We start from the raw sequence: 20,917 nt of genomic DNA on the forward strand, positions 1-20,917 counted from the left end.
GCCCCGCCTCGAGCCCTTCCCCGCGCCCCGCCGGAAACCCGGACGAGAGCCCTGCCGAGAACTCCGCGGGAGTCCGTGCGGAACGCCGCTCCGGGACCTCGGACGCGAAGACCTCGAAGGCTCCCAAGGACTCGAGGGCTCCCAAGGGTTCGAAGAGCCCGAAGGCCCCCGCGGGCGCCGACCTGCCCCCGGTCGAGGAGTTGCTCGCCCTGGCGGTCAAGGCCGTGGGCGGGGTCGAGCGCCCCGGCCAGCTCGCGATGGCCCGGGCCGTCCAGCGGGCCGTCGACTCCGGCGACCACCTGGCCGTCCAGGCCGGCACCGGCACCGGCAAGTCCCTCGCCTACCTGATCCCCTCGATCCGGCACGCGATGACCTCCGAGGGCGCCGTCGTCGTCTCCACCGCGACGATCGCCCTGCAGCGCCAGCTCGTGGACCGCGACCTGCCCCGCCTGGCCGAGGCGCTCGCCCCGCTGCTGCCCGCCGAGCCCACGTTCGCGATCCTCAAGGGCCGCCGCAACTACCTGTGCCGCTACAAGGCGAGCGCGGGCTGGCCCGACGACGAGCAGGACCAGCTCTTCGACCCCGGTGAGGTGAGCCTGACCGGACGGATGGTCCAGCGCATCCAGGACTGGGCGAACGAGACCGAGACCGGCGACCGCGACGAGCTGGTCCCCGGCGTCAACGAGCAGGCCTGGCGGCAGTTCTCGGTGAGCTCCCGGGAGTGCCTGGGCGCGCAGCGCTGCCCCAGCGGCACGGAGTGCTTCGCCGAGCTGGCCCGCGCCCGCGCCGCCGAGTCGAACGTCGTGGTGACCAACCACGCGCTGCTGGCCATCGACGCCATGGAGGACATCCCGCTCCTGCCCGAGCACGACGTCGTCGTGGTCGACGAGGCCCACGAGCTGGTCGACCGGGTCACCTCCGTGGTCACCGGCGAGCTGTCGGAGAACACCGTCTCGCTGGCCGTGCGGCGGGTCGGGCGGCTGGTCGAGCAGGGCATCGCCGACCGGCTCCTGCAGGCGGGAGAGGACCTCAAGGCCCTGCTCGCGGTCGCGCCGCCCGGACGGCTCGACGAGCTGCCCCAGGTGCTCGGCCTGACGCTCGCCCTGATCCGCGACGCGGCGTCGGCCTGCGTCACCGCGCTGGGCCCGCGCGGCGCGAGCGACAAGGACGACCCGGAGAGCGCCGGGCTGCGCAAGGCGGCCTTCACCGCGCTGGACGAGGTCCACGACACCGCCCAGCGCATGCTGGACGCCTTCGGCCACGCCGAGGAGGTCGACCGGGCCGAGGTGGTCTGGCTGGACGGGGCCACCGACCGCCGTCCCCCGACCCTGCGGATCGCCCCGCTGACCGTCGCCGGGATGCTCCGCGACAAGCTGTTCGGCGACCGCACGGTGGTGCTGACCTCCGCCACCCTCGCCCTGGGCGGCGCCTTCGACGGCCTGGCCCGCCAGTGGGGCCTGAGCGCCGCCGACGGCGACCGGTCCGGCTGGTCCGGCCTGGACGTCGGCTCCCCCTTCGACCACCCCCGCAGCGGCATCCTCTACGTCGCCAAGCACCTGCCCCAGCCGGGCCGCGACGGCCTGCCGGAGGCATACCTGGAGGAGATCACCGAGCTGATCGAGGCGGCCGGGGGCCGGACCCTCGGCCTGTTCTCCTCGATGCGCGCGGCCAAGGCCGCCACCGAGGCGCTGCGCGACCGGCTGAGCGTGCCGCTGCTCTGCCAGGGCGACGACTCCACGATGCAGCTGGTCAAACGGTTCGCCGAAGACGAGCCGACCTGCCTGTTCGGCACGCTCTCGCTCTGGCAGGGCGTGGACGTGCCCGGCCCGTCGCTCCGGCTGGTCATCATCGACCGCATCCCCTTCCCCCGGCCCGACGACCCGCTGAGCTCCGCCCGGCAGCGCCACGTCGCGGCCAAGGGCGGCAACGGCTTCATGTCGGTCGCCGCCACGCACGCCGCCCTGCTGCTCGCCCAGGGCGCCGGCCGCCTGCTGCGCAGCCAGCACGACAAGGGTGTGGTCGCGGTCCTCGATCCCCGGCTGGCCACCGCCCGCTACGCCGGCTTCCTGCGCGCCTCCCTGCCGCCCTTCTGGCCCACGAACGACCCGGCCAAGGTCCGCGAGGCGCTCCGCCGCCTGTCCGCGTCCTGACCCCGCCGCGGATCCCGTCGTCCGCCCGCGGCGGGTCCCGCCGCTCCTCCGCGTCCCGGCCCCGCCGCGAGCCACCGCGAGCCACCGCGAGCCGCTGTACGGCACTCCGCCGCCCGGCCCCGGCCTTCTCCGGTCGTCCTCCGCGGCCGGGGCGCCGGCCGTCAGGCGAAGGGCTTAAGGTCCGGCCGCTTGGGGTCGAGGTCGTCGCCGGAGGAACGGCCGCGCAGGCGGCGCAGCACCCACGGGCCGAGGTGGGTGCGGACCCACTGGACGTCCTCGCGGCGCTTGGCCCGGGGGTCGACGTTCTCCCGGGGCGGCCAGGTGAACCGCCAGTCGTCGTCGCAGGGCACGCCGAGCACCTCGCACACCTTGGCGGCCACCATCCGGTGGCCCTCCGCGTTCATGTGCAGGCGGTCGTCGCTCCACGCCCGCCAGTCCCGCAGGCCCTGCATCGACCACTGGTCGACCAGGTGGCAGCCGTACAGGTCGGCGATGGAGCGGACGTGCAGGTAGAAGACCGCGAAGGTGCCGCGGGCGCGGCGCATCAGCGGGGTGTCGCGGGGGTCGACGCCGGTGAACAGCAGCACCTCGGCCCCGGTGTCCCGCAGCCGCCGTACGGCTCCCGCGAGCTTCTTGGCCATCCGGTCCGGATCGCTGCCCGGACGGAGCAGGTCGTTGCCGCCGGCGCAGAAGCTGACCAGGTCGGGGCGCATCTCGACGGCGACCGGCACCTGGTCGGCGACGACCTGGTCGATGAGCTTGCCCCGCACCGCGAGGTTGGCGTAGCGGAACTCCGGGTCGAGCGCGGCCAGCCGCTCGGCCACCCGGTCGGCCCAGCCGCGGAAGCGCCCGCTCTCGACCGGCAGGCCGGAGGCGTCCACGGCGGGGTGCACGGCCGGGTCGTTCATGCCCTCGGTGAAGCTGTCGCCGAGGGCGACGAAGGACCTGTAGCGCGTCATGGGAATCCTCCGGTCCCGTTCAGGCCAGGTCGGCGACGGCCCGCAGTGCCAGCACGTAGGAGGCGAGGCCGAACCCGGCGATCGTCCCGGTGGCGACGGCGGCGACCACCGAGGTGTGCCGGAACTCCTCGCGGGCGGCCGGGTTGGAGATGTGCACCTCGACCAGGGGCGCGGTGCGCTGGGCGATGGCGTCGCGCAGCGCGTAGGAGTAGTGGGTGAACGCCGCGGGGTTCAGCACCACCGGGATCTTGCCGTCGGCCGCCTCGTGCAGCCAGCCCACCAGCTCGGCCTCGTCGTCGGTCTGCCTGACCTCCACCGACAGGCCCAGCTCCCGGCCGGTCTGCCGGCAGAGCGCGGCCAGGTCGGCGAAGGTCTCCGCGCCGTAGACGTCCGGCTCGCGGGTGCCGAGCCGCGACAGGTTGGGGCCGTTGAGAACGTAGACGGTCCTCATCTGCTCTCTTCACTCCTCACTCGCGGCGCGGACGGGAGCCCCGCCCGCCGTGCCGGGTCCGCCGCCCCGCTCACCTGGCGATCTCGTTGTAGGCGGCCTCCAGCAGGGCCTCCGGCGGGTCCTCCAGCGCGGACACCTTCGCCAGGTCGTCCAGGACGACGAAGCGCAGCGTGGCGCCCCGGCTCTTCTTGTCCAGCCGCATGTGGTCGCGGAGCTCGGGCCAGGCCTCCCGGCGGTAGGCCGTGGGCAGGCCGACCGCGGTCAGGATCGCGCGGGTCCGGTCCACCAGGTCGATCCCGATCCGGCCGTCCAGGCGGGACAGCTCGGCGGCGTAGACCATGCCGATGGCGACGGCCTCGCCGTGGCGCATCCGGTAGTCCTCGACCCGCTCGATGGCGTGCGCCAGCGTGTGGCCGTAGTTGAGGATCTCCCGCAGGCCGCTCTCCCGCAGGTCGGCGCCGACGACGCGGGCCTTGACCCGGATCTTCCGCTCGATCAGCTCGCGGGTGTGCCGCCCGTCGGGGTGGCGGGCGCCCTCGGGGTCGGCCTCGATGAGCGCCAGGATCTCCGGGTCGGCGATGAAGCCGCCCTTGACGATCTCCGCGAGCCCGCCGACGTAGTCGGCGCGGGGCACGGTCACCAGCGTGGCCAGGTCGCACAGGACGCCGGCGGGCGGGTGGAAGGAGCCGACGAGGTTCTTGCCCTCGGGGGTGTTGATGCCGGTCTTGCCGCCGACCGCGGCGTCCACCATGCCGAGCAGGGTGGTCGGGACCTGCACCACCTTGACGCCGCGCAGCCAGGTGGCGGCGGCGAACCCGGCCAGGTCGGTGGTGGCTCCGCCGCCGACGCCGACCACGGCGTCGGAGCGGGTCATGCCGTGGCGGCCGAAGGCCGACCAGAGCCCGGCGGCCACCTCGGCCGTCTTGGCCCGCTCGGCGTCGGGCACCGGGAGCCGGACGACCTCGTAGCCGGCCGCCTCGATCGCGCCGCAGACGGGCCGGGCGATCTCCGGCAGGCCCTCCGGGTGCACGACCGCGACGGTGCGCACCCGGGGCCCGAGCAGGCCGGGCAGCTCGCCGAGCACGCCGGTGCCCACCACGACGTCGTACGGGGACTCCCCGCCGACGCTGATCCTGGTGATCGTCACGCCAGTCCCCTCACGATCTCGTCGACGACCTCGGCGGGCTCGCGCTCGTCCGTGGCGACCGTCACGACCGCCAGCGCCTCGTAGACCGGGCGACGGGCGTCCATCAGCTTCTTCAGCTGGCTGCGCGGGTTGAACACCAGCAGCGGCCGGGCCGAGCCCAGGCCCACCCGGCTCACCGCCTGCGAGAGGCCGACCTCGAGGTAGACGACGCGGTGGCCGGCCAGCAGCCCGCGGGTCGTCTCGTCCAGGACCGCGCCGCCGCCCAGGGAGAGCACGCCGTCGTGCTCGGCCAGCGCCCGCCGTACGGCCTCGGCCTCCAGCGCGCGGAAGCGCTCCTCGCCGTCCTCGACGAAGATGTCGCTCACCGGCTTGCCCGCCGCGGCCTCCACTTCGGCGTCGGTGTCGCGGAAGGCGACCCCGAGCCGCTCGGCCAGCAGCCTGCCCACGGTCGACTTGCCCGACCCGGGAGCACCGATCAGTACGGCGCGCGGTCCCATCACAGCCCTCGATCCGCTCTCTCGCTCGGTCGGTCCGGTCACCCGGCCGACCACCGACTACTTGATCACCAGTGACGACAGGTAGCCCGACACGTTGCGGGCGACCTCCTCGACGGAGTCGCCGCCGAACTTCTCGATCGCGGCGTCGGCCAGGACCAGCGCGACCATCGCCTCGGCGACGATCGCGGCGGCCGGGACCGCGCAGACGTCGGAGCGCTCGTGGTGGGCGCGGGCGGCCTCGCCGGTCAGCACGTCGATCGTGGCCAGCGCGCGCGGCACGGTGGAGATCGGCTTCATCGCGGCGCTGACGCGCAGCGCCTCGCCGTTGGTCATGCCGCCCTCGACGCCGCCGGCCCGGTTGGTGATCCGGCGCACGCCGTCGGAGGTGTTCTCGATCTCGTCGTGGGCCCGGGAGCCGGGGCGGCGGGCGGTCTCGAAGCCGTCGCCGACCGCGACGCCCTTGATCGCCTGGATGCCCATCAGCGCGGCGGCGAGGCGGGCGTCGAGGCGGCGGTCCCAGTGGGTGTAGCTGCCCAGGCCCGGCGGGAGGCCGTAGGCGAGCACCTCGACGACGCCGCCGAGGGTGTCGCCGTCCTTGTGGGCCCTGTCGATCTCGGCGACCATCGCGGCGCTGCCGGCCGGGTCGGCGCAGCGCACCGGGTCGGCGTCGACGGCGTCCATGTCGCCGGGGCCCGGCACGACGCCCTCGGTGGTCTGCGCCGAGCCGATGGAGACGACGTGGCTGACGATGTCGACGCCGAGGGCCTGCTTGAGGAAGCCCCTGGCGACCTGGCCGAGGGCGACGCGGGCGGCGGTCTCGCGGGCGCTGGCCCGGTCGAGCACCGGGCGGGCGTCGTCGAAGCCGTACTTCTGCATGCCGGCGAGGTCGGCGTGGCCGGGGCGGGGGCGGGAGCGCGGCGCGTTGCGGGCCTGGCCCTCCAGCACCGCCGGGTCCACCGGGTCGGCGGCCATGACGGTCTCCCACTTGGGCCACTCGGTGTTGCCCACGCGGATCGCGACGGGGCTGCCGAGCGTGCGGCCGTGCCGTACGCCGCCGACGATCGTGACCAGGTCCTGCTCGAACTTCATCCGGGCGCCGCGGCCGTAGCCCAGGCGGCGCCTGGCCAGCGCCCTGTCGATGTCGGCCGTCGTCACCTCCACCCCGGCGGGCAGCCCTTCGAGGATCGCGACGAGTTCGGGGCCGTGGGACTCTCCGGCGGTCAACCAGCGCAACATGGGGACCAGTCTTCCATGTGTCGCCCACTGGAATGGCCGCAGCTCAACAGGTGAGACACCGGCGGATCTCCCCGCACATCCCGCGTTCCCGAAAAATTGATACTCCGGAATTTCGGATTATCGGTTAGCGTGGAGTCATGAACGCGATCCTCAGCATCTCCCTGGCGACCGCTCTGGTCGCGGCCCCGGCCGCCCCGGCGGCCGCCCTCGCCCCCGCCGACCTCAAGGACGCAGAGGCCGTGCTCGCCTACATCGCGGCCCACCCCGGCGACGTCGCGCTGGTGACCCGGGGCATCAGCCACAACGCCGGCCGCCTCGCCCCGGTGGCCTCCAGCATCAAGATCGTCCATCTCGCCGCCTACGCCGACGCGGTCCGCCGGGGCAGGGCCGCACCGGGCGACCGCGTCCCGGTGGCCCTGTGGAACGCCTACCACGTGCCCGGCACCGACGGCGGCGCCCACGAGCGGGCGCTCGAGCGGCTGGCGCCCGGCGCGAGCGTCACACTCGACCAGCTCGTCTCCGCCATGATCGAGGAGAGCGACAACGCCGCCGCCGACCTGCTCCGCGACCGGCTCGGCCCCGGCGAGCTGCGCAGGATCGCGCGGACCGGCGTCGGCACGATCAACGGCGAGATCCTGCGCGCCTTCGGCGGCTGCACGCTGCCGGCCGACGCCTGCCTGAAGCGGTACGTCAAGGCGGGGAAGCAGGTGAAGCCCGCGCTGCCGGACTTCGCCCGGCAGGCCGCCTGGGCCGCGACCGTGACCCGTGTGGAGCCCGGCGTCCTGCGCCGGGTGCTCGCCGGGCTCAGGAAGGACCCGGTGGCGAGCAGGCACCTGGAGTGGCCGATGCGCCGGCCCGGCGCCGACCCGGCCGAGCTGCGGATCGGCACCAAGGGCGGTTCGCTGCCCGGCGTCATCAGCGAGGCCATGTACACCGCCCGGCCCGGCGAGAGGCCGCGCGAGACCGTCCTGGTCCTGCACCGGCTCCCGGAGGCCACCTGGTACTCCGGGATGCGCAGCTATGCTCATCAGCAGTTCATCCTGGAGCTGGCGACCGAGCCCGCCTTCTTCGCGAAGGTGCGCGCGGCGCTGAAGTGAGACAGCAGTGAGGTGAGGTTCCGCTGACCGGCGTCGACGACAGACTCCAGGACCTCGAGGCGCGGGTCGCGGCCCTGGAGGCCCGGCTCGCCGCCCCCGCGGCGCGGGAGCCGGAGGCGGCCGACGACGAGACCGGCCTGTTCGCCTACGGCGGCCGGGCCCGCTTCGGCGGCTACCAGTGGGAGTGGGAGATCCGCCGCTTCCCCGGCTGGCTGCTCCGGCGGCCGGCCGGGCCGCTGGCCGCCGTGCTGGCCGCCGCCGGGCACCCGGCGCGCTTCGAGATCCTGCAGCTGCTGGCCACCGGGCCCAGGCCCATCGCCGAGCTGCAGACCGCGCTGGGACTGGCCTCCCCCGGCCAGCTCTACCACCACCTCAAGACGCTGGCCTCGGCCGGCCTGGTCGAGCAGCCCGAGCGGGGCGTCTACCGGGTGCCGGCGCACGCGATCTTCCCCGTGCTCGCCCTGGCCGCCGCCGCCACCGACGTGGCCGAACGCTCCGGCACGGAGACCGGCTGACGGCGGGCATCGGGCGGTCGACGGTTCCGACGTACCGGCCGCCCGTTAACATCGGCGCATGACGCTCGAAGATCAGCTCTCCGCGCTCGCCGGGGTCGGGATCGGCCTCGCCCCGGGCAGGACCGTGGCGGAGCTGCTGCACTCGTTCCCCCGCGAGGCGTACGAGAGCGAGCCGTTCACCCTGCTGCTGTTCGTGCTGGGAATCGAGGTCGAGGCCGAGCCGTGGGGACGCCGGTTCTCCGAGCGCGTGTGGAACTTCGACACCGAGTGCGTCCACGGTCCCGGAGCCTACGTGGAGATCACCCGGCGGCTCTGCCTGATCGCGGGCCGCCCCGACGCGCTGACCGACGTGCGCGACCACGTCGACCTCGGCACCGGCGAGGCCTGGCTCGAGTACACCGCCGGCGGCCGGCGGCGGCGCTGGACCGTCGACGTCGTCGACGACTGGGCCGACCCGATGGTCGTCTCCTACCTGATGGACGAGCTGGAGGGTGACGGCCGCCGCTTCCACGCCATGGACAACGGCCAGGCCTCGGTGCTGATGCTCCTCACCGAGGACGAGGCCCGCCGGCTGAACGGGCTCATCGGCGAGGAGCTGATCGTCCCGGCCGTCCCGGCCTGACCGGGGAGAGCGGCCGGCGCGGGGCACGGAGGTCCCGCGGCAGGCCCCTCGTGATCCGGACCGCCAGGGCCGCCACGAACGCGAACTGGACCGCCGACGCGATCAGCAGCCGTACGGTGAGGCTGCTCGGGTCGGGCCACCCGATGAGCGCGAAGACCCCGGCCGGGACCGCCAGGCACGCCGCCGGCCAGCCGCGCCGGCCGGCGGCCGCGAAGCTCCGCGCCAGCACGAGGCAGGCCGCGGTCCACGACAGGGACGCCAGCAGGAAGCCCGCCTCGTGCAGGACGCCGGACACGGTGTAGTCGGGCATCCCCGCGGGCGCGCCCGGCGGGAAACCGGCCCCCGGGTCGGTGGGGAAGATCCCGGCCATGATCATCCCCACCCCGCTGAGGCCCAGCAGCACGGGGGCCCAGGTGGAGCCCGGCCCGGGATGCAGCGCCCGCCGTACACCGGCGGCGAAGCCCAGGTACAGCAGGCCCGCGGCGATGAAGTTCGCGACCTGGATCCAGCCCCGGTCACCGAGGCTCAGCAGGCTGAGCGGGTGGCGGGCCGGGTCGAATCCCTCGCGGGTGAGCGCCTGGACGAGCCACACCCCCAGGAACACCGGGCCGATGGCGACGCCGCAGGCCTGCAGGCGGGTGGTGGACGGCATGGGGTCCTCCTCTCCGGAAGCGGGCGCCTGCCGTGGCGCCCCGCACCGGAGACGTCGGAACCGCCCGCCCGCTTCCGGACATCCGGCGGGCGGGACCGGCGAGTTTCGCCGCGTTCACATCCGTGTGCTCGACCTGCCCGCAGGCGGTGCAGGGGAAGAGTGCCCGGCTCTCGTCGTGGTCGTGCCGGCGCCGTCCTGCGGGTGGTAGAGCCCTCGGGCGCGGGCCGGGTCGAAAGGCCCGTCCTGGTGCAGGTCCAGGAAGAAGTCCGCCTGCCACGCCTGCGCGCTACCGGCCTGGCGGTTCGTGGTGGTCACCCAGGGCGGGTAGACGCGGAAGGCGCGTTTCCCACCGGAACCGTTCGCCGACACGACACCGTGTTCGCGGAGCGCGTCCGTGGGAAAGACGAACTGACCGAAGTGGTGACGGTCGCGGGTACTGATGACGAAGAGGTCGACGGGGTCCGCGGCGTCGAAGGGCTGGATGGGGCCGGCCGGGGACCTCTTCCAGACGGTGACGAACTGGCCTGCCTTGGTGGGGGTCGTCTTGGCTGCGCGGAACCGGATGGACAGGCCGTCAAGGGTGAACCCGTGGGCGGCGTAGGCGGCGCCCTCGGCTTCGGGCACCGGCTGCGAGCACGTGAACCCGCAGGGGTCGTAGACGAGCGCCTTCGCCGCGATGAGATCTCCGTGGGCCGAAGCGGTGTCCGACCACGGTTCGAGATCGGATGAGCACGCGCGGTTCGTCGTCATCCGTCCACCCTGTCACAGGTACGTGGAGGCAGCCGGTTCGGTTTGAGGGCCACGCTCCCGTCGCGGTGATGTGAATGCTGCCGGTGCGTCCGGGAACGCAGACGGGGCGTGCGAGGTCGTTGTGTGACGGACGACCTGGACGCCCTGCCGGCAGCACTTCACGTGAAGATCGGCGACGGGATCGGAGAGGGCCGGCGGGCGGCTTTCCGTCCGCCGGCCCGTCCCGCCGCTTCCGGCTCAGGGGAGCTTGACCGCCAGCAGGTCCACCGGGCGGATGTCCGGGGCCGCGCTCAGCATGGTCGGCGCCGCCTCCATCAGCGCCGCGGCGATCCGGCCCTCCAGGTGGGCGGTGCGCCCCTCCTCGTCGGCGAAGGTGTCGAAGACCCCGAAAGTGTTCGCGTCCAGCCGGAAGGCGAACCAGGTGAGGGTGTGGTCCTCCTGGCGGGCCAGTTCGAGCGCCTCGCCCAGCAGGGCCTCGACCTTGTCGGCGTACTCCGGCTTGGCCTCGATCCGGGCCAGCAGTCCGATCTTCATCAGGTGCTCCTCATCTCGGTGTCGGGAGGAATCTCGGTGTCAGCAGAAACCTAAGACCGCGCCGGTCCCGACCCCAGGGGCGGAAACGACTTCTCCGGTACCGTTTCCGTCATGGATGTGGCGGTGCTGGCGTACGACGGCGTGTTCGACTCCGGGTTCGCGGCGATCCTGGACGTACTGCAGGCGGCCGGTTCGATGCGCGAGGAGCTCCCGCAGCCGCCGCCCGCGTGGCGGGTGACCACGGTCGGCTTCGACCGGCAGGTCCGCACCGGCGCGGGGCATCTGGTGTCCTGCGCGCCGGTCGGCGAGGCCGGGCGGGCCGACCTGCTGATCGTGCCCGCGCTCGCCGAGCGCCGGCCCGACGCCCTCCTCGCCGAGGCGGGCGGGCCCGCGACGGCGGAGGTGCGGCGGCTGCTGGCCGAGTCCCGCCAGCGGGGCGCCTCGGTCGCCTCCGCCTGCACGGGCACCTTCCTGCTGGCCGAGTCCGGGGTGCTCGACGGGCGGCGGGCGACCACCAGCTGGTGGCTGGCGCCGCATTTCCGGCCCCGCTATCCGAAGGTCACGCTCGACCAGACCCGCATGGTGACCGCCTCCGACGGCGTGATCACGGCGGGCGCGGCCTTCGGCCACGTCGACCTGGCCCTGGCGGTCGTGCGGATGAGCAGCCCCGCCCTGGCCGATCTCGTCGCCCGCTACCTGGTGATCGACGAGCGGCCGTCGCAGTCGGCCTACACCATCCCCGGCGCGCTCGCCCAGCACGATCCGACCGTCGCCGCCTTCGAGCGCTGGATCCGCGCGCGCCTGGACCAGCCGCTCAGCATCGCCGACGCCGCCGGTGCGCTCGGTGTCGGCGAGCGGACCCTCCAGCGGGCCGTACGCCGCGTCATGGGCACCTCGCCGGTACGGTTCGTCCAGGATCTGCGCGTCGAGCAGGCCCGCCACCTGCTGCGCACCACCGACCTGTCCATGGAGTCCATCGCCCGCAGGGTCGGCTACGAGCATCCGGGCACGCTGCGCGTCCTGCTGCGCCGCCGTACCGGAAGCACGGTCGCGGATCTGCGCGGCCGGTGAACCGGGACCGGCGGTGACCGTCCGGTGGAACCCGCGCCGGCCGGTCCCCGGGTATCGGCCCGGGTCAGGCCGCCAGGAGGACGGCGAACGTGCCGATGATCATGAACGGGCCGAAGGGGATCTCGCTCCTGCGGTTCGCGCGGCGGGCGAGCAGCAGCGCCCCGCCGTACAGGCCGCCCGCCAGGAAGCCCAGGAAGGCGCCGGCGACCAGGACGTCCCAGCCGAACCAGCCCAGCGCCGTGCCCAGGCTCGCCGCGAGTTTGACGTCGCCCAGCCCCATGCCGGCCGGGTTGACCAGGAACAGCACCAGGTAGAAGACGGCCAGCGCCAGGCCGCCCAGCCCCGCTCCGGCCAGGTCGTCCCACCGGCCGCCGGCCGCGGCGGCCGCCGTGAGCGGGACGGCGGTGCCGAGGTAGGCGGCGAGGGTGAACCGGTCGGGCAGCCGGTGGACGGCCGCGTCGACGAAGGCCAGCAGGACGCAGACCGCGGCCAGCCAGCACAGGGCCAGCAGCTCCGCCGACCACGCCACGACGGCGGCCGCCGACCGGTCCGGGAGGGGCCCGCCCGCCACCGCCCGCAGGGCGAGCACCCCCAGCGCCGCCGCCGTCAGCGCCTCCACCGCCAGCGGCGGCGGGCCGGGCCGTACGGCACGGGCGGCGCCGCCGGGTCCGGACCGGTGAGCGGGCTCAGGCTCCCAGCCGGGCTCCGGCCCGGATCCGGCTCCGGGCTCCGGCCCGGATTCCGCTCCGGATTCCGCTCCGGATTCCGCTCCGGATTCCGGTCCGGGCCGTTCTCCTCCGGGGACCGCGTACCGGACCACCAGAACACGGGACCGCAGTCCGATCAGCAGACCGGCGAGGGCCGCGAGTGCGGGCACGAGGATCACCGACCGACCATAGTCCGGGCGGAGCCCCCCTGTCCCCCGGTCGCCGGCGCACCGGCGTCCCGGGCCCCGCACGGCCGCGGCGCGGGGCACCGGCCCGCCCCCGGCCGCCGGTCCGCATGACGTTCGAGGTCATTGACGCCCGCCGCGACGATCATGGAGTCTGGAGGTCACTCCTACCCCGGGGAGGGCCGGATCACGTGGACAGCAGGGACCGCTTCGCACGGCTGCCGGTCGTCATCGCGTCGCTGGTCCTGCTGCCCGTCCTGCTGGAGTTCCTCGCGTGGTACATCGAGGGCGAGGAGTACGACACCGCCCGCGCCGTCACGGTCGTCGGGGTGATCGTGACGCTCGCCGCGATCGCCACGGTGCTCGGCCGGATCCGGGCCCGGCTCCCGGTGCTGATGGTGGCCGCGCTGACGGTCACCGCCGCGGGCGAGGCCGCGCTGGGGTTCGCCGCCGCGTTCGGCCCGGTGCTCTGGCGGGGCTCGGTCCCGGGCGAGCTGCACGGGCTCGTCACCACAGGGGTCAGCGCCTTCGCCTTCGCCACCGGCGTCTACCTGATGGTCCAGTACAACCGGGGCCTGTACCTGCCGTACCTGGAGGCCGGGATGGGCCCGCTGCCGACCGCCACCAAGCGGAAGGTGATCGGCGAGTCGGAGATCCTGATCCGCACCGTGCCGGACATCGGCCCGGCGGTGGAGAAGGCGCTCGGCAGCTGCGTCTCCATGGTCGACCAGGACGACCTGCACTTCGTCGCCTACTACGCCGGCGGGCGGTGCTGCTTCTACACCGACGTGCTCGACGACGCCGACCTGGCGCACTTCTTCCACGACACCGCCCAGGAGGAGCGCCGGGAGCTCTACCTGAAGGCCGGCAACCAGCTCAACTGGCTCACCGGCAGGCTCAACAACCAGTTCCGGCGGATCGAGGGCGGCACCCTCATCCGGACCGTGCTCGACCTCGAGCGCGGCGCGCTGTACCTGTACTGGGTCGACGAGGCCCGCTACCTGGTCGGGATGACGCTCGACCAGCGCAAGGTGGACGTCGCCGACGACAAGATGGCCCGGCTCGTGGACATGATCCGCGGCCACTTCACCCTTCCCCCGATCAACCAGCGCGAGCGCCCCCCGAAGCCGGGGGGCCACCTGCGGTCCGTCGTCCCGAGGAGTGAGCATTGGCCCGAATCGGGCTCCTGATCGCCGTCGTCGCCGCCGGCTGGCTGGCCGCCGAGCTCGGCGGGCTGGACGGCCTCGAGCACTCCACCGCCTACGTGCTGTTCAGCAGCCTGCTGCTGGCCATCGGCCTGTACGGCAGCACGCACGGCATCGACCGGGCCGAGGCCAGGGAGCACACCCGGCTGATCGTGCTGGCGGTCACGGTCGGGGTGGTGCTGAAGACGGCGTTCATCGCCGGGGTGGTCTACCTCGTCTCGGGTGACCCGCGCGCCCTGATCATGGCGGTGGTGGTCGCGCAGATCGACCCGCTCTCGGTCGCCTCCGTGATGAAGGACGACCGGCTCTCCGCGCGGGCCAAGACGATCCTCGGCGCGTGGTCGTCCTTCGACGACCCGGTGACGATCATCCTGGCGGTCTACGCGGCGGCGCTGGTGCGGGGCTCGGGCGGAGGCGGCCTGTCGGTGGCCTACTTCGCCGACCTGGGGCTGAACGCGCTGTTCGCGCTGGTCGCCTACCTGGTGTGGCGGCTGGTCAGGAACGCCCCGCCGGTGCTCAGCTATCTGGCGGCGGCCGGCGCGGTCGTGTCGGCCGCGTGGAGCTCCCTCATGCTGGGCCTGGCGGCGGCGGGCCTCTATCTCCGGCTGCCGGACTCGCGCTGGCTGCTGCGGGCGGTGAGCGCCGCGTTCGCGCTCTCGGCGTTCCTGATGGGGCTGCTGCTGGTGGGCGGCACGAGCCTCGGCATGGGCGTGCTGCTCGGCCTGGCCGCTTTCGCCGCGCAGATGGTCGCGGCGCTGGTGCTCACCCACGGCCTGCCGGTGGCCGACCGGGTGCACCTGGGGCTGGCCCAGCAGAACGGCGTCACCGCGGTGATCCTCGCCCTGGTCTTCGAGCGCGACTTCGGCGGTTTCGTCGCCGTGGTCGCTCCGGCGATCCTGACGATCAACCTCGTCCACGCGGCGGCCAACCGAGCCGCCGACGCCTGGGGGCCGGGGCGGGGGGCTCGGGGGCCTGTTCCATCCGCGCCACGGTGACCCCGCTGTCGGGGCCCAGCTGATCGAGGGTCCCGGACCGCACGGCGGCGAACGCGGCGAGCACGCCGCCCTCGATCACGAACGGCACCGGCCCGGCGACGTCGACCACCACGGCGGCGGCGCCCTCGGTCACCGCGGCCTGGCAGACCTGGGGCGTCGTGGACTGGATGGGCCGGGCGTCCGGGCGCCAGAGCCGCAGCGGCTCGGCCCCGGTGAAGGCGAGCACCGCCTCCCGGCCGTCCCTGCCGACGAGCTTCGGCAGGGCCATCTCGCTCTCCTTCTCCTGCCGCAGGCCGTGCTCGCCGACCTCCGAGGAGGTCAGCAGCGCGACCACCGGGACCAGGAGCCGGGCGCCGCTCAGCGCGGCGATCACCTCGGCCGCGCCGGCCGTGCCCGCGGCGTGGGCGGCGAGCGCGGACGCCACGGCGGCGTCGGAGCCGCCGTCGTCTCCGGGGACCAGGGGCTGCGGAATGGTCGGCACGAACATTCACCCTACCGGCGGCGTCATAAGGACCGGGACGCGCGGTTCCGGTGTCCCGGGCGGATCGGGACGCCCGCCCCGGGCGCCCGGGACCGGGGACGGGTGACGATGCCCCGCAGACGATGCCCCTCGACGGAGGAGACGGAAAGGTGAGGACGATGCCGGACACGGCCGGAAGCGGTACCCGGATCGGCGAGCCGCAGCTCGCCCGGGCCGCCCGCTACGCGGTCGAGGCCCTGTTCTTCGTGGGGACCCTCGGAGTCGTCTACGCGCTCTGGAGCTGACCCGCCGCCGTGCCGTACGGCCCGCCGACGGAGGCCCGGCCCGGGCGGGACCGGGCCGGGCGGCGGACGTCAGCCGAGGTCGGCGATGGCGGCCACCGGGCCGCCGCCGCTGGGGCCCTGGTGGACCGCGGCGACGCTGACGAAGACGGCGGGGTCGCCGGTGACGCTGGCCGCGACGCCGCCGACGGTGGCCTTGATCTGGCGGTGCCAGTGCACGTCGGAGTCGTCGAGCATGATGTTGCGGCGGCCCCGGACGCTGCCGGAGGGGTCGGCTTCGCACTTCATGAAGACGTTGACCAGGCGACCCTTCAGGTCGGACGGGTGCGGGCGCTCCGGCAGGTCGATGCCGCTGGAGCGGATCGCCTCCCAGATGCCGTCGGCGTCCAGCGCGTCCTTCATGACCGAGTGGCCGATGCGGTAGCGCCCGCCGATGCCGCGGACGTTGCCGACGACGACGATCTGGGCCCGGTCGAGCTCGACGCCGCTGGAGCAGGACGCCACGGAGGAGTACAGCGACAGGTCCCGGTGGATCTGGTCGGCCCGGGGCATCTCGATCTCACCGAGGGCGACGGCGATGCCGAGCGCGGTGGTGGAGTTGGAGATGTCCATGGACGGGCCGGTGTCCTCGGTCACCACGTCCCTGCCGCGCGACTTGGCGTCGTTGATGGTGGCCAGGGTCAGCAGCGGCGTCTTGGTCTGCACGTAGTGCACGTCGGCGGGGTCGTCGATCCCGGCGGCCTTCATGGCCTCGCGCACCCCGGCGGCGACCTTCTCCACCATGGCGGGGCGGCCGATGTCCTCGGGCAGGATGACGTCGCTCATCGCGATCCCGACGCTGAGGCGCGGTTCGTCGCCCGGTGCGGCGTCCGGGCCGGGGTCCGTCGTGGCGAAGATCGTGGCGTGCGGACTGAGCACGCCGTCGGTGCCGCCGGACCACACCAGCGGCACGCTCTCGGGGGCCGGGTGGCCCTTGGCCGCGAGCACCTCGCGGAAGGCCCGGTCGGCGAGGATGCGGGTGTAGTCGTTCACGCCGCCGTTGCCCTCGGTCTTGCCGATCACCGCGAGCACCCGGTGCGCCTCGATCACCCCGTCGTCGATCAGCCTCTCCAGCCCGGAGGCGTCGGTCACGCTCTCGATGGCCACCTTGCGCACTTCAATCGGTTCCGGCATCCCGGCCGCCTCTCCGTCCTAGGGGTTTCACTTTCGCACCACGGTTCCGGTCTCCCCGGCGACCGCCGCTCCGATGCCCTCCAGCGAGGTGATCACCGCCCGGTCGCCGCCGTGCTCGACGAAGCGCAGGGCGGCCTCCACCTTCGGGCCCATGCTGCCCCCGGCGAAGTGGCCGGCCGCCTGCAGTTCCCGGAGGCCGGCGGCGGTGACCGCACCGATCGGGCGGGCGGCGGGCGTGCCGAAGCCGGTCCAGGCGCAGGGCACGTCGGTGGCGATCACCAGGGTGGCCGCCCGGACGGTCCGGGCCAGCAGGGCGGCGGCGAGGTCCTTGTCGACGACGGCCTCGACCCCGGCCAGCCTCCCGGAAGGGGTGCGGACCACCGGCACTCCCCCGCCGCCCGCCGCCACGACGACGAACCCGGCGGCCATCAGCGCCGCCACCGCGGGCGCGTCCAGGATCTGCAACGGTTCCGGGGAGGCGACCACCCGGCGCCAGCCGCGCTCGAAACGGCGCCAGGTCTGGCCGAGCACTTCGAACCGGCGGGCCTCGTCCTCGGTGAAGTAGCGGCCGATCGGCTTGACCGGGTCGGCGAAGGCGGGGTCGGCGGGGTCGACGAGCGTGCGGGTCACCACGACGGCGGCGCGGCCCTCCAGGGCGTTGAGGACGAGCGTGCCGATCGTGGCCTGGGTCTGCGCGCCGCACCAGTCGAGCGGCACCGGCGGCACGACGTCGGCGGCGAGCTGGTTCTTCAGCACCAGGTTGCCGACCTGGGGGCCGTTGCCGTGGGTGAGGACCACCTGGTGACCGGCCGCGAGCAGCGCCGCGACGTGGCCCATCGCCCCCTCGACCGCACGGCGCTGGTCGCCGGGGGAGGCGCTCCCGTCCGAGGCCGTCATGGCGTTGCCGCCGAGCGCGATCAGCACACGTTCACCCACAGGGGCGACGGTAGCCGCCCGCCGGGCACCGGCTCATGGGCACTCGTTGCCCAAGGAACGGGTGCTCTTCGACAGGACTCGCCACCCCTGGCCGACACCACCGCCTCGGCCGACCCCACCACTCCGGCACCCGCCAACCCCGGCGAGCGTCACCGCTCCGACACCCGCCACCCCGGCCGACCTCACCGCTCCGGCACCCGCCCGCCGTCCCGGCCGACGTCACCGCTTCCCGCCGGCGGCCGCGTCTCCCGGGCGGGGACGGTCTCCGGGGGCGATCCGCAGCGCCTGCACCCGCCCCGCCTGCGCAGGTGGTACCCGAGCGTGGCGACACCGAGCGCGACGGCCCACAGGGGCCAGTAGGCCATCGGATTGACCAGCCAGGCGGCCGGGTCGCCCCAGTCGGTGATGCGCACCATCATGGCGCCGGCCGACGCCAGCACGACCGTGACCAGCGAGGCGAACCCGACGGGGAAGGCCGGGGGCACCCGCCGACCGGCCAGCCCCACCACCCAGCGGGGCCAGACCTCCCCCCAGCGCTGCGTCAGCCCGAGCGTGAGGATCCCGCCGAGCATCGCCAGCGTCGCCAGCGCCGCCCCTCCCCAGACCAGTCCGCTGCGGTGGAGCTCCTCGAGTTCCCGTTCGGAGATCAGCAGCGGGACGCCCAGCGCCCACGCCCACCGCACCGCGGCGTACAGCAGCGGCACGGCGAAGGCGACGTACGCCGCCCGGCGGCCCCACCGCTCCGCCGAGGCGGGGCTCGCCCAGCCGGCGGCCCGGCCCTCCACCCGGCCGCAGCCCTCGCAGGCGCCCCGGGTGCGCCGCTGGAACGCCAGCGCCGCGGCTCCCCACAGCACTCCGCCGGCCAGGCAGACCAGCATGTTCACCACCGGCCACGGCAGTGCGACCTCGAAGTAGTCCGCGTCGGGCCAGCCCCACGGCGCCCCGATCAGGGCGATCGGCGCGTAGGCCAGCGCGAGCAGGACCCGCCCGTCGGGGACGAGCGCGGCCAGCGTGAAGGCGGCCGCCCAGGCGGGGGCGAGCACCACGGCGCGGAGGGCACCGCGCGGCCGTACCAGAGCGAGGAGCAGGGCCAGCAGTGCGCCCGCGGCTCCGAGGACCGCGATGACGGGGGCGGTCCCCGCCGCGGTCGCCGAGCCGAGGAGCGACTCCGCCCGCGCGTCGGGGACGTCGCCCTCCCCGAAGGGGAATCCGGGACCGCCGCGCGACCACCACAGCCCGAGCGCGCCGTAGCCGAGCGACCACGCGCCCGCCGCGGGTGCCGCCCACCGGGCCCATCGGGTCTCTGTCCGATTGAGTGTCGTGTTCAGTGGCATGTCCATGGCGACCAGCCTGGTCCGGGGCCGGGCTGGTCGCCCATCCGCCATCCGGCGGATCCCGCGCGGCCGCGGCCCCCGACGATCCGCCGTTCGGCGGATCCGCCCGCCGCCGCTTTCCTTCTAGAGTCCGTGCCATGTACGTGATCGCGGTTCTCGCGGCGCTGGGCGCCGTGGTCTCGGTTCTCACCCCGCGGGTGCCCGTCGCCCCGGCGGCGGAGGCGGCCGGGGCCGTGTCGCTCACGATCACCGCCGCCCATCCGCTACTGGGACGGCAGGACTCCGCCCCGCTGTGGATGATGGCCGAGGTGCTCGCGTTGATGACGCTGGTCCTGCTGGCGGCCCGGCGTGCGCCCGGCCGCCGGGTGGTCTCCGCGGTGGGGCTGCCGGGCGCCGCGATCGCCTCGGTGCTCATGCGCGCGCTGTGGCCGGGTGAGCCGTCGCTCATGGTCACCGGTTGCGCGGGCTGGTCCCTCCTGGCGGTCGCGGCCGCCGCGCTGGGCCTGTACATGCGTTCGCTGGACTCCGCCCGGCGCCGCGCGGTGGCCGGGGCCGCGCGGGAGCAGCGCCTCGCGCTCGCCCGCGACCTGCACGACTACGTCGCCCACGACGTCAACGGGATGCTCGTCCAGGCCCAGGCCGCCCGCACCGTGCCCGGTCCGCTGCCGCCCGCGGTGGCCGACGCCCTGCGGCGCATCGAGGAGGCCGGGGTGCGGGCACTGGCCTCCATGGACAGGACCCTGGAAATGCTCCACGACCGGCCGGGCGCCGGCCGCGACCGGCACCTGCCGGGCGTCGAAGGCCTGGAGGGGCTCGTCGACGGCTTCTCTCCGCCGGTGCTCCTCACGGTCGGCCCCGGTCTCGACCTGTCCCGCGAGACGTCCGCCACGGTCTACCGCGTGGTGACCGAGGCGCTCACCAACGTGCGCCGGCACGCCGGGCGGGCGACCCGCGTCCAGGTCGAGGTCACCGCGCAGGGGCGGTCGGTGCGGGTGCGGATCGCCGACGACGGCGGCGGCGGACGCTCCGAGGCCGACGGCAGGGGCGGGCGCTCCGACGGCGCCCGCAGGGGCGGCTTCGGGCTGGCCGGGCTGGCGGAGCGGGCGGGCGTGCTGGGCGGCTCGCTGTCGGCGGGCCCCACCCGGGACGGCTGGCACGTCACCGCCCTCCTGCCCGCGAAGGCCCCGCATGAGGACGCCGCATGAGGGCGCCGGATCCCGCGCCCCGTCGCCCCGGCGGCACCCGGATCCTCCTCGCCGACGATCAGGAGGACGTGCGGATCGGCTTCCGGCTCATCCTCGACTCCCAGCCCGACATGACCGTCGTGGCCGAGGCCGCAGACGGGCGCAGCGCGCTCGAACAGGCCCGCCATCTGCGCCCCGACGTGGTGCTCACCGACATCCGCATGCCGCGTCTGGACGGGCTGGAGGTCACCAGGCTGCTGGCCGCCGAGACGCGGGTGATCGTGGTGACCACCTTCGACCTCGACGAGTACGTCCACGCGGCGCTGCGCGACGGCGCCTGCGGGTTCCTGCTGAAGCGGTCGGGGCCCGCGCTGCTCGTCGAGGCGGTGCGCGCGGCCATGGCCGGCGACGCGCTGATCAGCCCGCAGATCACCGTCCGGCTCCTCCGTCACCTGCGTGTCCCCCCGGCGCCGGAGCGACCGCCCGCCGAGTCGCTGACCGACCGGGAGCTGGAGATCGCGCGGCTCGTGGCGCGCGGCGGGACGAACGCCGACATCGCCGCCGAACTGACGATCAGCGTCGGCACGGTCAAGACGCACATCGCCAACGTCCAGCGCAAGACCGGCGCGGCCAACCGGGTCGGCATCGCGGCATGGGCGTGGGGCGCCGGCCACATGGAGCACGGTTAGAGACCGCCGGGCCGTCCGGCCCGTCGGCCCCGCATGGCACCGGTCCGGCCCCGCAGCCGTCCGCGG

The 20,917-nt window shown here is 74.6% G+C and carries 23 protein-coding genes; 10 read left to right on the forward strand and 13 right to left on the reverse strand.

Annotation, left to right across the window (positions count from 1 at the left end; genetic code table 11):
* Nucleotides 1-182: 182 nt before the first annotated feature.
* The gene (locus tag IEZ07_RS21340; RefSeq protein ID WP_068896190.1) at nucleotides 183-2,150 is read left to right on the forward strand and encodes an ATP-dependent DNA helicase; all 1,968 of its coding nucleotides are present in this window, start codon (nucleotides 183-185) and stop codon (nucleotides 2,148-2,150) included.
* Between the two features lie 161 nt (nucleotides 2,151-2,311).
* On the opposite strand, the gene IEZ07_RS21345 is transcribed toward IEZ07_RS21340, so the two are convergent.
* From IEZ07_RS21345 to aroC, 5 genes are all read right to left on the reverse strand, one after another.
* The gene (locus IEZ07_RS21345) at nucleotides 2,312-3,109 is read right to left on the reverse strand and encodes an SGNH/GDSL hydrolase family protein (RefSeq protein ID WP_191896352.1); all 798 of its coding nucleotides are present in this window, start codon (nucleotides 3,107-3,109) and stop codon (nucleotides 2,312-2,314) included.
* 19 nt (nucleotides 3,110-3,128) lie between these two features.
* Nucleotides 3,129-3,560 (reverse strand): type II 3-dehydroquinate dehydratase, encoded by a 432-nt coding sequence (gene aroQ, locus IEZ07_RS21350; protein WP_068895756.1) that lies wholly within the window; start codon nucleotides 3,558-3,560, stop codon nucleotides 3,129-3,131.
* Between the two features lie 70 nt (nucleotides 3,561-3,630).
* Nucleotides 3,631-4,707 (reverse strand): 3-dehydroquinate synthase, encoded by a 1,077-nt coding sequence (gene aroB / locus IEZ07_RS21355; RefSeq protein ID WP_068895758.1) that lies wholly within the window; start codon nucleotides 4,705-4,707, stop codon nucleotides 3,631-3,633.
* A complete protein-coding gene (locus IEZ07_RS21360) occupies nucleotides 4,704-5,204 on the reverse strand; it encodes a shikimate kinase (RefSeq protein WP_191896385.1) in 501 nt (166 codons plus the stop codon). Before IEZ07_RS21360 ends, aroB begins: the two co-directional genes overlap by 4 nt.
* A 57-nt stretch (nucleotides 5,205-5,261) precedes the next feature.
* Complete coding sequence (gene aroC, locus IEZ07_RS21365; RefSeq protein ID WP_068895761.1) at nucleotides 5,262-6,440, reverse strand: chorismate synthase; 1,179 nt, start codon at nucleotides 6,438-6,440, stop codon at nucleotides 5,262-5,264.
* 137 nt (nucleotides 6,441-6,577) lie between these two features.
* Here aroC and IEZ07_RS21370 point away from each other — a divergent pair, with 137 nt between their 5' ends.
* The 3 genes from IEZ07_RS21370 (at nucleotide 6,578) to IEZ07_RS21380 (ending at nucleotide 8,674) form a co-directional block, all read left to right on the forward strand.
* Entirely contained in the window at nucleotides 6,578-7,537 is a 960-nt protein-coding gene (locus IEZ07_RS21370) for a serine hydrolase (RefSeq protein ID WP_191896353.1), read from the forward strand.
* 245 nt (nucleotides 7,538-7,782) lie between these two features.
* Entirely contained in the window at nucleotides 7,783-8,052 is a 270-nt protein-coding gene (locus IEZ07_RS35840) for an ArsR/SmtB family transcription factor (protein WP_204054487.1), read from the forward strand.
* Nucleotides 8,053-8,110: 58 nt separating this feature from the next.
* Nucleotides 8,111-8,674: a hypothetical protein gene (locus IEZ07_RS21380; protein ID WP_068895766.1), complete on the forward strand. Its 564-nt coding sequence runs from the start codon at nucleotides 8,111-8,113 to the stop codon at nucleotides 8,672-8,674.
* On the opposite strand, the gene IEZ07_RS21385 is transcribed toward IEZ07_RS21380, so the two are convergent.
* From IEZ07_RS21385 to IEZ07_RS21395, 3 genes are all read right to left on the reverse strand, one after another.
* Entirely contained in the window at nucleotides 8,634-9,326 is a 693-nt protein-coding gene (locus IEZ07_RS21385) for a DUF998 domain-containing protein (protein WP_191896354.1), read from the reverse strand. The genes IEZ07_RS21380 and IEZ07_RS21385 overlap by 41 nt on opposite strands.
* A gap of 114 nt (nucleotides 9,327-9,440) precedes the next feature.
* Nucleotides 9,441-10,076 (reverse strand): MepB family protein, encoded by a 636-nt coding sequence (locus IEZ07_RS21390; RefSeq protein ID WP_191896355.1) that lies wholly within the window; start codon nucleotides 10,074-10,076, stop codon nucleotides 9,441-9,443.
* A 237-nt stretch (nucleotides 10,077-10,313) separates the two neighbouring features.
* Nucleotides 10,314-10,610 carry a putative quinol monooxygenase gene (locus tag IEZ07_RS21395; protein WP_191896356.1) on the reverse strand — a complete coding sequence of 99 codons (297 nt, stop codon included), beginning with the start codon at nucleotides 10,608-10,610 and terminating at the stop codon, nucleotides 10,314-10,316.
* Nucleotides 10,611-10,721: 111 nt separating this feature from the next.
* Here IEZ07_RS21395 and IEZ07_RS21400 point away from each other — a divergent pair, with 111 nt between their 5' ends.
* Nucleotides 10,722-11,681, forward strand: a complete 960-nt coding sequence (locus tag IEZ07_RS21400) for a GlxA family transcriptional regulator (RefSeq protein ID WP_191896357.1) — start codon at nucleotides 10,722-10,724, stop codon at nucleotides 11,679-11,681.
* Nucleotides 11,682-11,745: 64 nt separating this feature from the next.
* Here the strand turns inward: IEZ07_RS21400 and IEZ07_RS21405 are convergent, their stop codons facing one another.
* Nucleotides 11,746-12,567: a prepilin peptidase gene (locus IEZ07_RS21405; RefSeq protein WP_191896358.1), complete on the reverse strand. Its 822-nt coding sequence runs from the start codon at nucleotides 12,565-12,567 to the stop codon at nucleotides 11,746-11,748.
* A 197-nt stretch (nucleotides 12,568-12,764) separates the two neighbouring features.
* Between IEZ07_RS21405 and IEZ07_RS21410 the strand changes: the two genes are divergently transcribed.
* Both IEZ07_RS21410 and IEZ07_RS21415 read left to right on the forward strand, forming a co-directional pair.
* The gene (locus tag IEZ07_RS21410; protein WP_191896359.1) at nucleotides 12,765-13,763 is read left to right on the forward strand and encodes a hypothetical protein; all 999 of its coding nucleotides are present in this window, start codon (nucleotides 12,765-12,767) and stop codon (nucleotides 13,761-13,763) included.
* Complete coding sequence (locus IEZ07_RS21415) at nucleotides 13,742-14,773, forward strand: cation:proton antiporter (protein ID WP_191896360.1); 1,032 nt, start codon at nucleotides 13,742-13,744, stop codon at nucleotides 14,771-14,773. The genes IEZ07_RS21410 and IEZ07_RS21415 overlap by 22 nt, the downstream gene beginning before the upstream one ends.
* On the opposite strand, the gene IEZ07_RS21420 is transcribed toward IEZ07_RS21415, so the two are convergent.
* Complete coding sequence (locus IEZ07_RS21420) at nucleotides 14,682-15,254, reverse strand: SseB family protein (protein ID WP_191896361.1); 573 nt, start codon at nucleotides 15,252-15,254, stop codon at nucleotides 14,682-14,684. The genes IEZ07_RS21415 and IEZ07_RS21420 overlap by 92 nt on opposite strands.
* Before the next feature lie 149 nt (nucleotides 15,255-15,403).
* On the opposite strand from IEZ07_RS21420, the gene IEZ07_RS35845 reads away from it, so the two are divergent.
* A complete protein-coding gene (locus IEZ07_RS35845) occupies nucleotides 15,404-15,538 on the forward strand; it encodes a hypothetical protein (RefSeq protein WP_255529731.1) in 135 nt (44 codons plus the stop codon).
* A gap of 69 nt (nucleotides 15,539-15,607) precedes the next feature.
* Here the strand turns inward: IEZ07_RS35845 and bar are convergent, their stop codons facing one another.
* From bar to IEZ07_RS21435, 3 genes are all read right to left on the reverse strand, one after another.
* Nucleotides 15,608-16,708 carry a barbiturase gene (gene bar / locus IEZ07_RS21425; RefSeq protein ID WP_068895778.1) on the reverse strand — a complete coding sequence of 367 codons (1,101 nt, stop codon included), beginning with the start codon at nucleotides 16,706-16,708 and terminating at the stop codon, nucleotides 15,608-15,610.
* Between the two features lie 27 nt (nucleotides 16,709-16,735).
* Entirely contained in the window at nucleotides 16,736-17,644 is a 909-nt protein-coding gene (locus tag IEZ07_RS21430) for a carbamate kinase (RefSeq protein ID WP_191896362.1), read from the reverse strand.
* Nucleotides 17,645-17,826: 182 nt separating this feature from the next.
* Nucleotides 17,827-18,984: a hypothetical protein gene (locus IEZ07_RS21435; protein WP_191896363.1), complete on the reverse strand. Its 1,158-nt coding sequence runs from the start codon at nucleotides 18,982-18,984 to the stop codon at nucleotides 17,827-17,829.
* A 131-nt stretch (nucleotides 18,985-19,115) separates the two neighbouring features.
* On the opposite strand from IEZ07_RS21435, the gene IEZ07_RS21440 reads away from it, so the two are divergent.
* Together IEZ07_RS21440 and IEZ07_RS21445 are read left to right on the forward strand one after the other, a co-directional pair.
* Nucleotides 19,116-20,183, forward strand: a complete 1,068-nt coding sequence (locus IEZ07_RS21440) for a sensor histidine kinase (protein ID WP_191896364.1) — start codon at nucleotides 19,116-19,118, stop codon at nucleotides 20,181-20,183.
* Nucleotides 20,180-20,851: a response regulator gene (locus tag IEZ07_RS21445; RefSeq protein WP_191896365.1), complete on the forward strand. Its 672-nt coding sequence runs from the start codon at nucleotides 20,180-20,182 to the stop codon at nucleotides 20,849-20,851. Before IEZ07_RS21440 ends, IEZ07_RS21445 begins: the two co-directional genes overlap by 4 nt.
* Nucleotides 20,852-20,917 lie beyond the last annotated feature (66 nt).

The organism is Planomonospora parontospora (assembly GCA_014647935.1).
In the GTDB taxonomy this organism is placed as follows: Bacteria; Actinomycetota; Actinomycetes; order Streptosporangiales; family Streptosporangiaceae; genus Planomonospora; species Planomonospora parontospora.

Excerpts from the sequence above, each read along its gene's own strand:
- IEZ07_RS21400 (WP_191896357.1), top strand. The coding sequence starts at position 10,722 with ATGGATGTGGCGGTGCTGGCGTACGACGGCGTGTTCGACTCCGGGTTC.
- aroQ (WP_068895756.1), bottom strand. The coding sequence starts at position 3,560 with ATGAGGACCGTCTACGTTCTCAACGGCCCCAACCTGTCGCGGCTCGGC.
- IEZ07_RS21395 (WP_191896356.1), bottom strand. The coding sequence starts at position 10,610 with ATGAAGATCGGACTGCTGGCCCGGATCGAGGCCAAGCCGGAGTACGCC.
- IEZ07_RS21390 (WP_191896355.1), bottom strand. The coding sequence starts at position 10,076 with ATGACGACGAACCGCGCGTGCTCATCCGATCTCGAACCGTGGTCGGAC.
- IEZ07_RS21385 (WP_191896354.1), bottom strand. The coding sequence starts at position 9,326 with ATGCCGTCCACCACCCGCCTGCAGGCCTGCGGCGTCGCCATCGGCCCG.
- IEZ07_RS21370 (WP_191896353.1), top strand. The coding sequence starts at position 6,578 with ATGAACGCGATCCTCAGCATCTCCCTGGCGACCGCTCTGGTCGCGGCC.
- bar (WP_068895778.1), bottom strand. The coding sequence starts at position 16,708 with ATGCCGGAACCGATTGAAGTGCGCAAGGTGGCCATCGAGAGCGTGACC.
- IEZ07_RS21440 (WP_191896364.1), top strand. The coding sequence starts at position 19,116 with ATGTACGTGATCGCGGTTCTCGCGGCGCTGGGCGCCGTGGTCTCGGTT.
- IEZ07_RS21345 (WP_191896352.1), bottom strand. The coding sequence starts at position 3,109 with ATGACGCGCTACAGGTCCTTCGTCGCCCTCGGCGACAGCTTCACCGAG.
- aroC (WP_068895761.1), bottom strand. The coding sequence starts at position 6,440 with ATGTTGCGCTGGTTGACCGCCGGAGAGTCCCACGGCCCCGAACTCGTC.
- IEZ07_RS21360 (WP_191896385.1), bottom strand. The coding sequence starts at position 5,204 with ATGGGACCGCGCGCCGTACTGATCGGTGCTCCCGGGTCGGGCAAGTCG.
- IEZ07_RS21380 (WP_068895766.1), top strand. The coding sequence starts at position 8,111 with ATGACGCTCGAAGATCAGCTCTCCGCGCTCGCCGGGGTCGGGATCGGC.
- IEZ07_RS21445 (WP_191896365.1), top strand. The coding sequence starts at position 20,180 with ATGAGGGCGCCGGATCCCGCGCCCCGTCGCCCCGGCGGCACCCGGATC.
- IEZ07_RS21435 (WP_191896363.1), bottom strand. The coding sequence starts at position 18,984 with ATGGACATGCCACTGAACACGACACTCAATCGGACAGAGACCCGATGG.